This is a genomic window from Streptomyces sp. NPDC021115, from assembly GCF_044333065.1.
Taxonomy (GTDB): Bacteria; Actinomycetota; Actinomycetes; order Streptomycetales; family Streptomycetaceae; genus Streptomyces.
This window is the reverse complement of sequence record NZ_JBIRQF010000003.1, coordinates 148,195-160,660: the sequence shown is the minus strand read 5'-3', so window position 1 is coordinate 160,660 and position 12,466 is coordinate 148,195. Positions and strand designations below refer to the sequence as shown.

Here is a 12,466-nt window from a genome sequence, read left to right as displayed (position 1 = left end):
CCGCGAGCCGTGAGGCCCGCCCGGCGGATGGCCGCCGGGCGGGCCACATGGGCGTCTTTTTGCATGGGCTTTGCTCTTCGGGAACCCGGTCGCCGTCGGGAGCGTTCACCTTGAACAGACGGCTGAACAGACCGCGAAGCAGTACGACCGACGAGCAGAACCGGACAAGCAGCAACAGAAGCCGAGGTGGCACCGATGGCAATGTGGGACCGGCTCAAGGACCAGGCCAAGAATCTCCAGCAGGCCCAGAGCTCCCGCGGAAGGGGCGGGGCCGGGCAGGGCCAGGGTTCCTTCGGGCAGGGGCAGCACGGCGGCCACGGGTCCGGTTCGTCCTCCTCCGGAGGCTCCAAGGCGCAGCTGGTCGGGCTGCTCAAGTCCCAGCTCGCGTCGGTCAAGACCGAGCTGAAGAGCGGCGCCTACCGCGATGCCACCATGGCGATGTGCGCGCTGGTGGCCGCGGCGGACGGGCACATCGAGCCCGCGGAGCGGCAGCGCGTCGAGGAGCTGATCACCACCAACGAGGTCCTGCAGAACTTCCCCGCGGACCAGCTCCGCCAGGCGTTCAACAAGAACGTGGACCGGCTCACGGCCAACTTCCAGCTGGGCAAGACGGAGGCGCTTCAGGTGATCGCCAAGGCGGCCAAGAAGCCGACGGAGGCCCGCGCGGTCATTCAGACCGGCATCGTCATCGCCGGTGCCGACGGCTACATCGAGCCGTCCGAGCAGCAGATCATCCACGAGGCGTGCGCCGCCCTCGGGATCCCGCCCACGGAGTTCGGCATCTGAAGCCTGCGAGGTGGGCGGGGTGGCCTCGGCGGCCTCAGCTGAAGGTCACCGACACCGGCCCGAGGCCGCTGAACCGTGCCTCGATCCGCTGGCCGGCGCTGACGAAGGGGGCGCCGGTCATGGTGCCGGGCAGTACCAGGTGCCCGGGCTCCAGGGCGGTGCCGAAGTCGGCGAGGGTGTTGGCCAGCCAGGCGACGGCGGCCGCGGGGTGGCCCAGCACCTCGCTGCCGCTGCCCGAGGCGACCCGCTCGCCGTCGACCACCAGGTCGACCAGGACGGCGGCGAGGTCGGGCGCCTCGGCCAGGGGTGTCCAGGCGCCGTGGACCAGACCGGCGGAGCTGGCGTTGTCGGCCACCGTATCGGCCAGGGTGATCTTCCAGTCGCGGATCCGGCTGTCGACGATCTCCAGGGCCGGGGCGACCGCCTCGGTGGCCGCGAGGACGTCGTCGACGGTGACGCCCGGGCCGCGCAGTGGCCTGGCGAGCCGGAAGCAGATCTCCGGCTCGATGCGCGGGGCGCAGTACCGTGCCGCGGGTACGGAAGCGCCGTCGCGGTGGACCATGTCGTCCAGCAGATGGCCGAAGTCCGGCTCGTCCACGCCGAGGAGCCGCTGCATCGCGGCCGCCGTCAGCCCGACCTTGTGGCCGACGACGGTGGCGCCGTCGGCCAGCCGCCGCGCGATGGTGTCCCGCTGGACGGCGTAGGCGTCGGCCACGTCCAGTCCTGGCATCAGCTCCGACAGCGGGGCGATCGGCGCCACGTGCCGCTCGGCCTCCCGCAGCAGCCTTCCGGCTTCCTCGCGCTGTGCGCCGGTCAGGGTCATTCCTCGCTCCTTGCTGCCGTGCGGCCCGCCGCTTGGTGGACGGGCCGCAGGAGCAGCCCGTCAGATGACCGTGCAGGTCTGACCGTTGAGCGTAAACGCTCCCGGAGCGCCGGTGGCGCCGGTGTGATTGGCCTGATAGCCGATGGTCACGCTCGCGTCCGGGGCGAGAGTGCCGTTGTAGGCGGCGTTGGTGGCGGTCACGGCTCCGCTCGCGGGGCTGTACGTGGCGCCCCAGCCGCCGGTGATGGTCTGGCCGGAGGGCAGGGTGAAGCCCAGCTGCCAGCCGTTCAGCGTGGTCGTGCCCGTGTTGGTGACGGACACCGAGGCGGTCAGGCCGGTGCTCCAGGGGCTTGTGGTGGCCGACACCCGGCAGGCGCCCGGCTGCGGCTGGGGTCCGGGGCCGCCCGCGTCCAGGCCGAAGAAGGTGATCACGCGAGCGGCCATGCCGCTGGTCATCAGGTTGTGGCCGACGCCCTGGAGGCTGATGGCCTCGACGGGGGCCCGGTCACCTGTGGCCCCGTACCGGGTGCGGGTCCAGCCGGACTGGGGGGAGTCGGTGCGGGCCGGGGTCTGGCTCACTCCGTGCACATTCGTCCACTGCTTGATCTCCTCCCCGAAGTTCGGATAGCGCAGGGTGTCGTCCTGGGTGCCGTGCCAGAGCTGCATGCGCGGCCGGGGTCCGCCGTAGCCGGGGTAGGAGCCGCGGACCAGGTCGCCCCACTGCTGCGGGGTGCGGATGATGGTCCCGTTCGCGCAGTCGCTGTTCCACTCCGACCCGTTGGTGGTGGCGAAGCAGGCGAACGGCACACCGGCGAACGCGGAACCGGCCGCGAACACATCGGGGTAGTCCCCCAGCAGCACATTGGTCATCATCGCGCCGGACGAGGTGCCGGTGGCGAAGATCCTGCTGGTGTCCGCGCCGTACGTACGGACCGTCCAGTCGACCATGGACTTGATGCCCACCGGGTCGCTCCCGCCGCCGCGGCGCAGCGCCTGCGGTGAGGAGACGTCGAAGCACTTGCTGCTGCGGGTGACGGACGGGTACACGGCGATGAAGCCGTAGCGGTCGGCCAGGGAGGCGAACTCGGTGCCGGAGTACATCGCGGGCCCGGATCCCGTGCAGTAGTGCACGACCACCACCACGGCCGGGTGGGGGGCGACGTTGTCCGGGACGTACAGATACATCTGGAGATTGCTGGGGTTGGTGCCGAAGTTCTTGATCTCGGTCAGCGCGGCGGTCGGGGCCTTGGCGGTGCCGGACGCCGCCGTACCGGCCGAGGCCGCGGGCGCGCCCAGCAGCATGGCCGCGAGTAACGACATCAGCGCTCCGGCGAGGGCGGCGAGCGCCGAACGCCGTGGTCTGCGCGGGGTGGTGCGGATCGATGGGGACACGTCCTCATCCCTTCCTGATCGCGGTTCGCGGATCGATCGTGATCAGGACACGCCGCTGAGATACGCCCCCGCGCGCGGCCTGCCCGCGCAGCATCGTGGCATGAACACGACCGTCATGGAAGCGCTCCCACAGCCGGTGGCACGCCGCACTGCAGCGGCACGATGCCCACGGAACGGCCGTCCTCGTCGAGCAGCCGCCCCATGTGCGACCGTGCGCAGGACCAGCGAACGGTCGTCAATGGTCAGGCGGGGCAGCCGCCGGGCCAGATGCGCCTCGAAGGCGTGGACGTCACCCAGGGCGCGCAGCGGGCGACGTCGCAGCGCAGGCTCACCCGCGACGGAAGCAGCGCCTGGAGCCGGCGGCGCACCGTGGTGAGGCCCACGTCGGTGGCCGCCGCCAGCTTGCGCATCCACATGCGGCCGTCGGCGCCGAGCAGTTCGAGGAGCCGGGCGTCCAGCGCGTCCCAGCCCCCGGCGGTCTCGTTCCCCGGCCGGACCTCCGGTGACAGGGCCGCGTCCATCCGCGCGCACTGGTCGCCGTCCAGGCTGCGCAGCCGCCACCGGCTGCCCTCGGTCGGCATGCCGGTGGTGATGTGCGCGCGCGTCGCCCGCACCCCGGCCCTTCCCGGGAACAGCCGTGTGGTGAGGGCGAGCAGTTCGTTGAGGTCCCGTACCTGCACCTCGGCGATCACATCGCGGCCGCCCGAGGTGAGCTTGACGTTGACCATGGTGTGGTCCACCGCCAGGGCCTGCGCCACGTGCGACATCGCGGCGCAAAGCTGCATCGTCACGCGGGCCCGTCTTCTGCATTCGCACACTGCCCTTACCAGTTGCCGTGATCGGAGGAGTGATCCCGCCCGCCATGACGGATGCCATGACGCACAAGACCGCCAGGACCGCACTGCGCGTTCACCACGCCCGGCTCATCGACGGGACGGGGGGCGTCTCCCGTGGACGACGCCGTCGTCACCGCCGACGCCAACGGAACGATCACCTGTGCCGGACCCGCCGCGACGGAGCCCCCCGCGCCCGGAAACACCTCCCCGGTACGGGAGATCGACGCGGGCGGCCGCGCCGTGCTGCCCGGCTTCTTCGACTGCCATGTGCACCTCGCGTACGCACACCGGGCCCACCCCGGCCGCCGTGGCGATCATCGGCCACACCGGCGGCCACTCGGACTTCCGGCTGCCCGACGGCACCGACCTCACCGGCGGCATGGCCAGCCCGTACGACCAGCCCGAGGACGAGGGGCTGCTGGAGGAGGAGATCCGCGCCGTCGTGGACGAGGCGCGGCGGCACGGCGGCAAGCCGGTCGCCGCCCACGCGCAGGGCACGGCGGACATCCTCAACGCCATCCGCGGCGGCGTCACCAGCATCGAGCACGGCTACGGGCTGGACGAACGCGCGCTGGACCTGGCGGGTGAGCGCGGCGTCTTCGTTGTGCCGACGCTGTCGGCCGCGTTCACGGCCATCGACAAGGCCACGATGCCGGACTACCAGTACCAGAAGAAGACCCGCTGGTCCGGCATCACCAGGGAGAACATCTCCCGCGCCATCGAGCGGGGCGCCCGCATCGCGCTCGGCACCGACGCGGCCATCGCCCCGCACGGCGTGAACCTGGGGGAACTCGGCCACCTGGTGGAGCTGGGCATGGACCCGATGGCGGCCATCGTCGCCGGCACCCGGACCTCCGCCGAACTCCTCGTCCTGGAAGACCAGTTGGGCACGCTGACGGCGGGCCGCACCGCCGACCTGATCCTGTGCGACGGCGATCCGCTGACCGACATCGGCGTCCTCGGCGACCCCGCCAACGTCGTCTGCGTCGTCCAGGACGGTGTGATCCGCAAGGACCTGATGCTTCCCACCGCCCCAGCGGTAAGGCAACCACGATGACCTCACTGCCCGGCCTCCCCGCCCCGGACACCAAGCCCCGGCCTCCGGGCACTCCCCGCCCCGGCGGGCTCGACCGGCTGCTCGCCCTGGTCGAACGGGCGGGCAACGCCCTGCCCGGCTGCTGGAGAACATGGTCCTCAACTTCGCCACCTTCCCGCCGATCGGCACGGTGCTGACCCTGTTCATGGTGGTCGGGCTGGCGGAGAAGGCGGGCCTGCTGGACACCCTGATGCGGGCCACCCTGGCCCACGCGCCCAAGGCCGTACTGCCGTACGCGGTGGCGATCGTCACGTGCCAGGCACATGTGATGACCGATGTGGCGGCGCTGGTGTTCCCGCCGCGCCATGGTGTTCAAGAGCGCGGGCCGCCACCCCGTGGCGGGCCTCATCGGCGCCTTCGCCTGCGTCGGCGCGGGGTACGCGGCCGGATTCACCGTCGGCTCGCTCGACGCCACGTACGTCGGCATCACCCAGCAGGCGGCGTCGACGCTCCCCACCGGGGACGGACAGCACATCCACCTGCTCATCAACTACTTCTTCACCGCCGCCAGCAGCATCGTGCTCGGCCTGCTCGGCGGCTTCCTCATCAGCCGCGTCGTCGAACCGCGCCTCGGGCCCTACCGGGTGGCCGAGGGCGAGCCCGAGCCGGAGGATCTGACCCTCACCCCCGCCCAGCGCCGTGGCCTGCGGTACACCGCGCTCGTCGGCGCCGTATACGTGGCGGCCCTGCTCGCCCTGTGGCTGCCCCCGGGCGCGCCGCTGCGCGGCGAGGGCGGGACCCTGCTGCCGTCGCCGTGCTCACCGGGATGGTCCCGATCGTGTCCGGCGCCTTCCTGCTGGCCGCCCTCACCTACGCGAGGACGGCCGGGACCGTGACCGGCGCCGAGGAGCTGATCGCGTCCGTCTCCGACTCGCTGAAGACCATGTCCGGCTATCTCGTGATGATGTTCGTGGCGGCGCAGGTCATCGCGCTGTTCAACTGGTCCAACGTCGGCATCCTGCTGGCCGTGAAGTCCGCCGCGCTCCTCCACGCCATCGGGCTCACCGGCTTCCTCGTCATCGTGGCCTTCGTCCTGCTGACCGCGTGTCTCAACCTCTTCATCGTGTCCGGTTCCGCCCTGTGGTCGCTGGCCGGGCCCGTCTTCGTCCCGGCGTTCATGCTGCTCGGGATGAGCCCCGCGCTCAGCCAGGCGGCGTTCCGCATCGGCGACTCCGCCACCGGCATCCTCACGCCGACGAACCCGTACCTCTTCGTCATCCTCGCCATGCTCCGCCAGTACGAGCCCGGGGCCCGGCTCGGCACCCTCATCGCGCGGCTCTCGGTCTTCGCCGTGCCGTTCCTGGTGGTGTGGCTGGCGATCCTGGGCGTGTTCTACGGGTTCGGGCTGCCGTTGGGGCCCAGTACGCACATCGGGCTGAGGTGACGCAGCGGACATGGTGCCTCCGCCGTCGGTCGATGCGGGGAAGCTATGCCCCGCGCACGGGCCGCCACGCGTCCGGTCCGCTCAGTGGACCGCTCCGCTTGACCGGCCACCGCCGTCCCCGCGGATCAGCGAGGCCAGGATGTCGATCGCGGTCGGGATCGTCTCCTCCGCGATGTCGAAGGTCTCGCTGTGGTGCGGGCCCGGGCTGCCCGCGCCGATCATCAGGTACGCGCCCTTGCCACCGCGCTGCTGGACGTGCCGGATGAGGAGGTTGGCGTCGTCGCTGCCCGAGAGCGACCGGGTCCGGACGACCTCGGTGACCTCGTCATGGGCGGTGGCCACCGCCACGATGCGGTCGATCATCTCGTCGTCCGGGGCGATGGTGGCGGACTGGCCCATCACCGCGACGTTCGTCCGTACCCCCTGCGCCAGGCCCGCGCCCTCCACGACCGCCCGGACCCGGTCGACCAGCTCGTCGACCACCTCGTCGTCGGTCGCCCGGACCTCGCACGTCATCACGGCGGAGGAGGGCACGATGTTCACACCGTCACCGGCGACGAGCGTGCCGACGTTGAGCCGGGTGTCCGCGGCGCTGAAGCGCGGGATGCCCATGATGCCCAGCGCGGCCGTGGCCGCCGCGAGCAGCGCGTTGCGCCCGGACTCCGGCGCACCGGCGGCGTGGGACGCCTTGCCCTCGAAGTCGACCTTCAGTTTGCGGGTGGCCAGGCCGCCGCTGAAGCTCCCCACGACCCCGCCGACGGCCGTGTCCCCGGCCATGTGCACGGCGAGCATGTGGTCGATCTCGTCGGCCACCCCGGCGTCGATCATCGTCTGTGCCCCGCGGACCCCCTCCTCGGCGGGCTGGAACAGGATCCGCAGCGAGCCCGCGAAGTCGCGGTCCGCCAGCCGGTGCAGGAGGCCGACGCCGATGGTGGCGTGGGCGTCGTGGCCGCATGCGTGCATGGCGCCGTGGGTGGCGGCGAACCCGTGCGCCACCGGGAAGTGAGCCGCGTCGGAGGATTCGCGCATCGGCAGGGCGTCGATGTCGACGCGCAGCCCCCAGCGCGGCCCGGGGCGGGTGCCGACGAGGTCGGCGACCAGTGCGGTGCCGTGCTCCCGGAAGTACCGGACCCGGTCCCCCGGAAGACCGGAATCGACGGCGCGGGCCGCCCACTCGTCCAGGGTTTCCGGGGACGGGAAGTTGACGACGGAGGACAGATCCTGGGCGGCCTTCCCGGTGAGGAGCCGTATCGGCAGCCCTCCGAGGGCCTGTTCGATGCGGACGGCCGTACCGATCTCCACGAATGCGGGCTCCGCGTTCCGGTGCAGTGCGCGGCGGAACGCGACGAGCTGCTCGAAGTCCACCAGTGGCCTCTCTTTCCCTCGGTGCGCGGCCACCGTTCGAGGGCCGCCCGGCGCCGAGGGTAATCGCCCCGGGCGCCACGATCGACGGCCGCGTACCGCCTGCCGGAAGCACGGGGCGATCCGCGCGGGGTCACCAGGTCACGGGCGGTTCCTCCGCACCGGGCGGATTCGCCGGGCTCACGCGTCCTCGCTCACCTGGATCGCGCCCGCGGGACACACCTGTACGCATTCCCGCACCACATCGTGCAGTTCCTCGGCCGGGGCCGCGTCGAGGAGGACCACGATGCCGTCCTCCTCGCGCTGGTCGAACACCTCGGGCGCGAGCATCACGCAGGTGCCCGCGGCGCAGCACTTCTCGTCGTCCACAGTGACCTTCATCGCCGATGCCCCTTCGTTGGTTCGCTTGACCCGCCCAAGTAAACCCGATGATTTAATCAAGTCAAGCGGGTGGTTTAACCGATCTCGGATGGCTGGATCGTGACGTCGAAAACCCGTCAGACGGCGGCCCAGGCGTCGTCGACCGGGAGGACCGCGCCGTTGACGAAGGACGCGGCGTCGGAGGCCAGGAAGACGATGGCGTCGGCCTGTTCGTCCGCCGATCCGTACCGGCCCATGGTGGCGGCGCTCAGGGCGCCGATGATGGCGGGCCCGTGGGCGTCCTGCGCGGCGTCCACGCGGATGCCGGTCATGGTGGGGCCGGGGGCGATGGCATTGGCGCGGATCCCCTGCCCCCGATACAGCACGGCCAGGCTCTTCACCAGGCCGACGATGCCGTGCTTGGAGGCGGTGTACGCGGCCCCCGCCGTGCTGCCCCGCAGGCTGGCCTCGGACGCGGTGAAGACGATCGCGCCGCGCTCGGCGGCCAGCATGTGCGGCAGGACCGCGCGGGTCAGCAGGAACGGCGCCGTCAGGTTGATCCGGATGACCCGTTCCCACTCGGCGTCGTCGGTCTCGCCGAGCGCGGACATGCGGTCCATGATCCCGGCGTTGTTCACCAGGACGTCCACGCCGCCGAAGGCTTCGACGGCCCGCTCGACCACGTCGTCCACCACCCGCTGGTCGCTCAGGTCGCCGACGACCGCCACGGCCACGCCCCCGGCGGCCTCGATCTCCGCCACCGTCTCCTCGGTGCCCGCCCCGTCGAGGTCCGCGACCAGCACCTTCGCGCCTTCCCGCGCGAACTTCAGGGCCGCTGCCCTGCCGATGCCGGACGCGGCGCCGGTGACGACGACACCGCGACCCTCAAGTCCCGTGCTACCGCTCATGTGAACCACCTTCTGCCTGTGTCATACGTTGAGTTGCCACACCGTGCCCTCCCCGTTGGCCGAGAGGAGGAGGGAGCCGTCCGGGCCGGTGGCGAGACCGGCGAACGGGCGGGGAGCGCCGACCATGCCGTGCGCGAAGAGCGCGGGCGCGGTGCGGGGAGCGGTGCCCGGGGGCTGTCCGACCGGCAGGTCCTCGGCCTCGGTGCGGCGTTCCCCCGTGCTCAGCGAGATCGCGGTCAGCCTGCGCGGTCCGGTCTCCACCGTGAACAGCGTGTCGCCGAGGACCGCCAGCCCCTGGGGCGCGCCGAGCCCGTCCGCGACCACGGCCGCCGTCCCGTCCTCGTCGATCCGCAGGACGGCCCCGAGCCGGTCGTCGCTCACATGGCAGCGGCCCTCGGTGTCGAATGCCACGTCGACGGGGTGGCCGAGCCCTTCGGCGAGGGTGACGACCGTGTCGTCGTCGCCGATGGACACCACCCGCCCGGCGCCCGCCTCCGCGACGACGAGGGAGCCGTCAGGGCCCACGGTGATGCCGACCGGCTCGTCCAGGCCCGTCACCCGTCGCCACGTTTCCCGCCGGTCGGGGTCGTGGGTGTGGACGTCGCCGTACTGGGAGGTGAAGTGCACCAGGCCGCCCGCGGTGGTCACGCCGTGGACGAAGGGCATCAGGGTGAGCGAGGTGACACCGCCCTCCTCCCCCGCCACGTCGACGGCGACCGGCTCGCCCTCGTGGGCGGGCGCCGGGCTCGCCAGCCGGTAGTGGTCCGCCACGTACACCGTGCCGCCGAGGTCGACCGTCACACCGTACGGGCCGTCGAGGCCGCGCGGGACGATCTCCCGGGTGCGGCCGTCGGGGTGCAGTTCGGTGACGCCGCCGCTGGCGTAACTGGAGACGAACATGCGGTTCTCCGCGTCGAACGCCGCGTTGTCCAGACCCACCAGGCCGCTGGTGAGAAGTGTGCGGGAGCCGCTGCCGTGCAGATCGATCCGGGTGACGATGCCTTCCGCCCCGCGCGACAGCACATGCAGCACGCCGCCCTGGTCGAAGCGGACCGCGACCGGCTGGTGCACCTCCTCGGCGACCACCTCGGGCACACCGCCGTCCGGCGGGATCCGCCAGACCTGGTCGGTCATCATGTGCGGGTAGTACAGATGGCCGTCCGGGCCGAGCTGCATGGCGTTGCCGAGGGCGAGCCCTTCGGTGAGCACCACGGGCTCGCCGCCGTCCGGGAACAGCTCCAGCAGGCGGCCGCCCGGCCGCATCTCGTTGACGAACAGCCGGTCCCCGACGCAGGTGATGCCGTTGACCACCTTCACCTCGTCCGAGACCAGGGTGTATTCGCCCTGCGGGCCGCGCCGCCACACGCGGCCCGGGATGAGGTCGGCGATGTACATCGACCCGTCCGCGCCGAAGGCGAGATCGTCCGGCGACTGCACCGGGCCGTCCATCGGCACGATCACCTCGACGTCCCCGGTGGCCGGGTCGACGGCACTGATCTGCCCGGCGAGGTACTGGGCGACATACAGCCGCCCGTCCGGGCCGAACGCCACGCCGTTCGAACCCCACAGCGGGCTCGGCGGGTTGAGGCGCCGCGCGCGCAGCCGTGAGCCGTTCACGGCCACGTCGCCGTCGCCGAACCGGTTGTGGCCCCGTGCGCTCACGCCCCCTCCGTCCCGGCCAGGACGTCGTCCATGCCGCCGTGTCGGCGCCAGTGCCGGAGCAGGTCGTGGAAGGCCACCGGGCCGTCGGCGTACGCGTTGCGCTTCCGGGGGCTGCCCTCGTTGTTGTAGTAGCCGGGGGTGCACTCCGCCTGGAACGTGTGCAGATCGGGTGCGTTCTCCCGGAGGGTGTCCAGCCACGCGTCCTGCGCCGCGGAGGTGGGTTCGACGTACCGGGCGCCGCGCTTACGGGCCTCGGTGACCATCTCGGCGACGTGCTGGGCCTGTTCGTCCAGGACATGGACGAAGTTGACGGAGGACGCGTTCTGCAGCGGACCGAGCTGGAAGAGGTTGGGGAAGCCGTGGGTGCAGAAGCCGTGGAGCGTCTTCGGGCCGTCCGCCCAGGCCTCTGAGAGCGGGACGCCGCCCCTGCCGTACACCGGAAGCCGTCCGGAGAGGATGCCGGAGATCCCCACCTCGAAGCCGGTGGCGAAGATGACGCAGTCCACGTCGTACGCGGTGCCGCCGACCACGACGGCGGTTTCCGTCATCCGCTCCACGCCGTGGGTGTCGGCGGTGTCGACCAGGGTCACGTCGGGGCGGTTGAAGGTCTGGAGGTAGTGGTCGCTGAAGGTGGGCCGCTTGCACATGTAGCGGTACCAGGGCTTGAGCTTCTCCGCCGTGGCCGGGTCCTCGACGACGGCGTCGACCCGGTCGCGTATCTCGTTCATCTTCTGGAAGTCGGCGATCTCGTACAGCCGTTCCCGGTCCTCGGCGGGGGCCCCCGCGTAGGCGTTGGTCGGGATCAGCTTCTCCTGGAGCCGGGCGCTGCTGGTCCAGGAGTCGTTCACCATGTCCTCGTCGGTGCGCACCCCGGTGACGACCTTCAGGAAGTTCTCCATGCGGCGCCGCTGCCAGCCCGGCTCCAGCGACCCGGCCCATTCGGGGTCGGTGGGGCGGTTGTCGCGCAGATCGACGGAGGAGGGGGTGCGCTGGAAGACGTACAGGTGCTGCGCGTCCCGGCCGAGGTGGGGCACGACCTGGACGGCGGTGGCGCCGGTGCCGATCAGGGCGACGCGCTTGTCGGCCAGCTTGTGCAGCCCGCCGTCCGCGTCGCCGCCGGTGTACTCGTAGTCCCAGCGGCTGGTGTGGAAGGTGTGGCCCCGGTAGGTCTCGATGCCGGGGATGCCGGGCAGCTTGGCCTGGCTCAGGGTGCCGGTGGAAGTGACCACGTATCGGGCCCGTATGCGATCGCCGCGGTCGGTGGCGACCATCCACTCCAACTGGCCGTCGTCCCAGCGGAGTTCGGTCACCTGCGTCTGGAAGCAGGCGTCCTCGTAGAGGCCGAAGTGGCGCGCGACGGCCCGCGCGTGCTGCCGGATCTCCTCCCCGGGCGCATAGCGCCACTTCGGGACGTAGCCGACCTCCTCCAGCAGCGGCATGTAGATGTACGACTCGATGTCGCAGTGGATGCCCGGGTAGCGGTTCCAGTACCAGGTGCCGCCGAAGTCCCCGCCCTTGTCGATCACCCGGATGGACGCCACGCCCGCCTGCCGCAGCCGGGCGGCGGCGAGCAGACCGCCGAAGCCGCCGCCGATGATCACCGCCTCCACGCGGTCCGCTAACGGCTCCCGGGTGAACCCGGGGTCGACGTAGGGGTCTTCGGCGTAGTAGCCGAACTCGCCGCCGACGCCCCGGTATTGGGCGCTGCCGTCGGGGCGGATGCGGCGCTCGCGTTCGGCGCGGTAGCGGGCGCGCAGGGTCTCGGGATCGAAATCGAGGTCATGCGGCGGACGGGGCGGGGTGGCGGACATCGGCGTCCCCCTTCCGGTAGCGGACGCCAAAAATCTATCACCTAAA

The 12,466-nt window shown here is 71.6% G+C and carries 10 protein-coding genes and 1 pseudogene; 3 read left to right on the top strand and 8 right to left on the bottom strand.

Features of this window, described 5'->3' with window-relative positions; all coding sequences use genetic code 11:
- Positions 1–195 precede the first annotated feature (195 nt).
- The gene (locus tag ACH4TL_RS11215; RefSeq protein ID WP_398326411.1) at positions 196–786 is read left to right on the top strand and encodes a tellurite resistance TerB family protein; all 591 of its coding nucleotides are present in this window, start codon (positions 196–198) and stop codon (positions 784–786) included.
- A 34-nt stretch (positions 787–820) separates the two neighbouring features.
- Here the strand turns inward: ACH4TL_RS11215 and ACH4TL_RS11210 are convergent, their stop codons facing one another.
- The 3 genes from ACH4TL_RS11210 to ACH4TL_RS11200 all read right to left on the bottom strand — a co-directional run bounded on the left by ACH4TL_RS11210 (position 821) and on the right by ACH4TL_RS11200 (position 3,786).
- A complete protein-coding gene (locus tag ACH4TL_RS11210; protein WP_398326409.1) occupies positions 821–1,609 on the bottom strand; it encodes a 2-keto-4-pentenoate hydratase in 789 nt (262 codons plus the stop codon).
- 60 nt (positions 1,610–1,669) lie between these two features.
- Positions 1,670–2,929: a PHB depolymerase family esterase gene (locus tag ACH4TL_RS11205; protein WP_398326442.1), complete on the bottom strand. Its 1,260-nt coding sequence runs from the start codon at positions 2,927–2,929 to the stop codon at positions 1,670–1,672.
- A 314-nt stretch (positions 2,930–3,243) separates the two neighbouring features.
- Positions 3,244–3,786, bottom strand: a complete 543-nt coding sequence (locus ACH4TL_RS11200) for an AsnC family transcriptional regulator (RefSeq protein WP_398326439.1) — start codon at positions 3,784–3,786, stop codon at positions 3,244–3,246.
- A 316-nt stretch (positions 3,787–4,102) separates the two neighbouring features.
- On the opposite strand from ACH4TL_RS11200, the gene ACH4TL_RS11195 reads away from it, so the two are divergent.
- Both ACH4TL_RS11195 and ACH4TL_RS11190 read left to right on the top strand, forming a co-directional pair.
- A complete protein-coding gene (locus tag ACH4TL_RS11195; protein ID WP_398326406.1) occupies positions 4,103–4,894 on the top strand; it encodes an amidohydrolase family protein in 792 nt (263 codons plus the stop codon).
- A 130-nt stretch (positions 4,895–5,024) separates the two neighbouring features.
- Positions 5,025–6,317, top strand: a pseudogene (locus ACH4TL_RS11190) (AbgT family transporter).
- 81 nt (positions 6,318–6,398) lie between these two features.
- On the opposite strand, the gene ACH4TL_RS11185 reads toward ACH4TL_RS11190, so the two are convergent.
- From ACH4TL_RS11185 to ACH4TL_RS11165, 5 genes are all read right to left on the bottom strand, one after another.
- The gene (locus ACH4TL_RS11185; protein ID WP_398326403.1) at positions 6,399–7,682 is read right to left on the bottom strand and encodes an amidohydrolase; all 1,284 of its coding nucleotides are present in this window, start codon (positions 7,680–7,682) and stop codon (positions 6,399–6,401) included.
- A gap of 177 nt (positions 7,683–7,859) precedes the next feature.
- Positions 7,860–8,060: a ferredoxin gene (locus ACH4TL_RS11180; protein ID WP_398326400.1), complete on the bottom strand. Its 201-nt coding sequence runs from the start codon at positions 8,058–8,060 to the stop codon at positions 7,860–7,862.
- 116 nt (positions 8,061–8,176) lie between these two features.
- Positions 8,177–8,947, bottom strand: coding sequence for an SDR family NAD(P)-dependent oxidoreductase (locus ACH4TL_RS11175; protein WP_398326397.1), 771 nt, complete (start codon positions 8,945–8,947; stop codon positions 8,177–8,179).
- Positions 8,948–8,968: 21 nt separating this feature from the next.
- On the bottom strand, positions 8,969–10,609 hold the full coding sequence (locus tag ACH4TL_RS11170) for a hypothetical protein (RefSeq protein ID WP_398326393.1): 1,641 nt from the start codon (positions 10,607–10,609) through the stop codon (positions 8,969–8,971).
- Complete coding sequence (locus ACH4TL_RS11165; RefSeq protein WP_398326391.1) at positions 10,606–12,420, bottom strand: flavin-containing monooxygenase; 1,815 nt, start codon at positions 12,418–12,420, stop codon at positions 10,606–10,608. Before ACH4TL_RS11165 ends, ACH4TL_RS11170 begins: the two co-directional genes overlap by 4 nt.
- Positions 12,421–12,466 lie beyond the last annotated feature (46 nt).

Bases quoted from the DNA above. Each gene is read 5' to 3' on its own strand.
- ACH4TL_RS11215 (WP_398326411.1), top strand. From the start codon at position 196: ATGGCAATGTGGGACCGGCTCAAGGACCAGGCCAAGAATCTCCAGCAG.
- ACH4TL_RS11210 (WP_398326409.1), bottom strand. From the start codon at position 1,609: ATGACCCTGACCGGCGCACAGCGCGAGGAAGCCGGAAGGCTGCTGCGG.
- ACH4TL_RS11205 (WP_398326442.1), bottom strand. From the start codon at position 2,929: ATGTCGTTACTCGCGGCCATGCTGCTGGGCGCGCCCGCGGCCTCGGCC.
- ACH4TL_RS11200 (WP_398326439.1), bottom strand. From the start codon at position 3,786: ATGCAGCTTTGCGCCGCGATGTCGCACGTGGCGCAGGCCCTGGCGGTG.
- ACH4TL_RS11195 (WP_398326406.1), top strand. From the start codon at position 4,103: ATGTGCACCTCGCGTACGCACACCGGGCCCACCCCGGCCGCCGTGGCG.
- ACH4TL_RS11180 (WP_398326400.1), bottom strand. From the start codon at position 8,060: ATGAAGGTCACTGTGGACGACGAGAAGTGCTGCGCCGCGGGCACCTGC.
- ACH4TL_RS11175 (WP_398326397.1), bottom strand. From the start codon at position 8,947: ATGAGCGGTAGCACGGGACTTGAGGGTCGCGGTGTCGTCGTCACCGGC.
- ACH4TL_RS11165 (WP_398326391.1), bottom strand. From the start codon at position 12,420: ATGTCCGCCACCCCGCCCCGTCCGCCGCATGACCTCGATTTCGATCCC.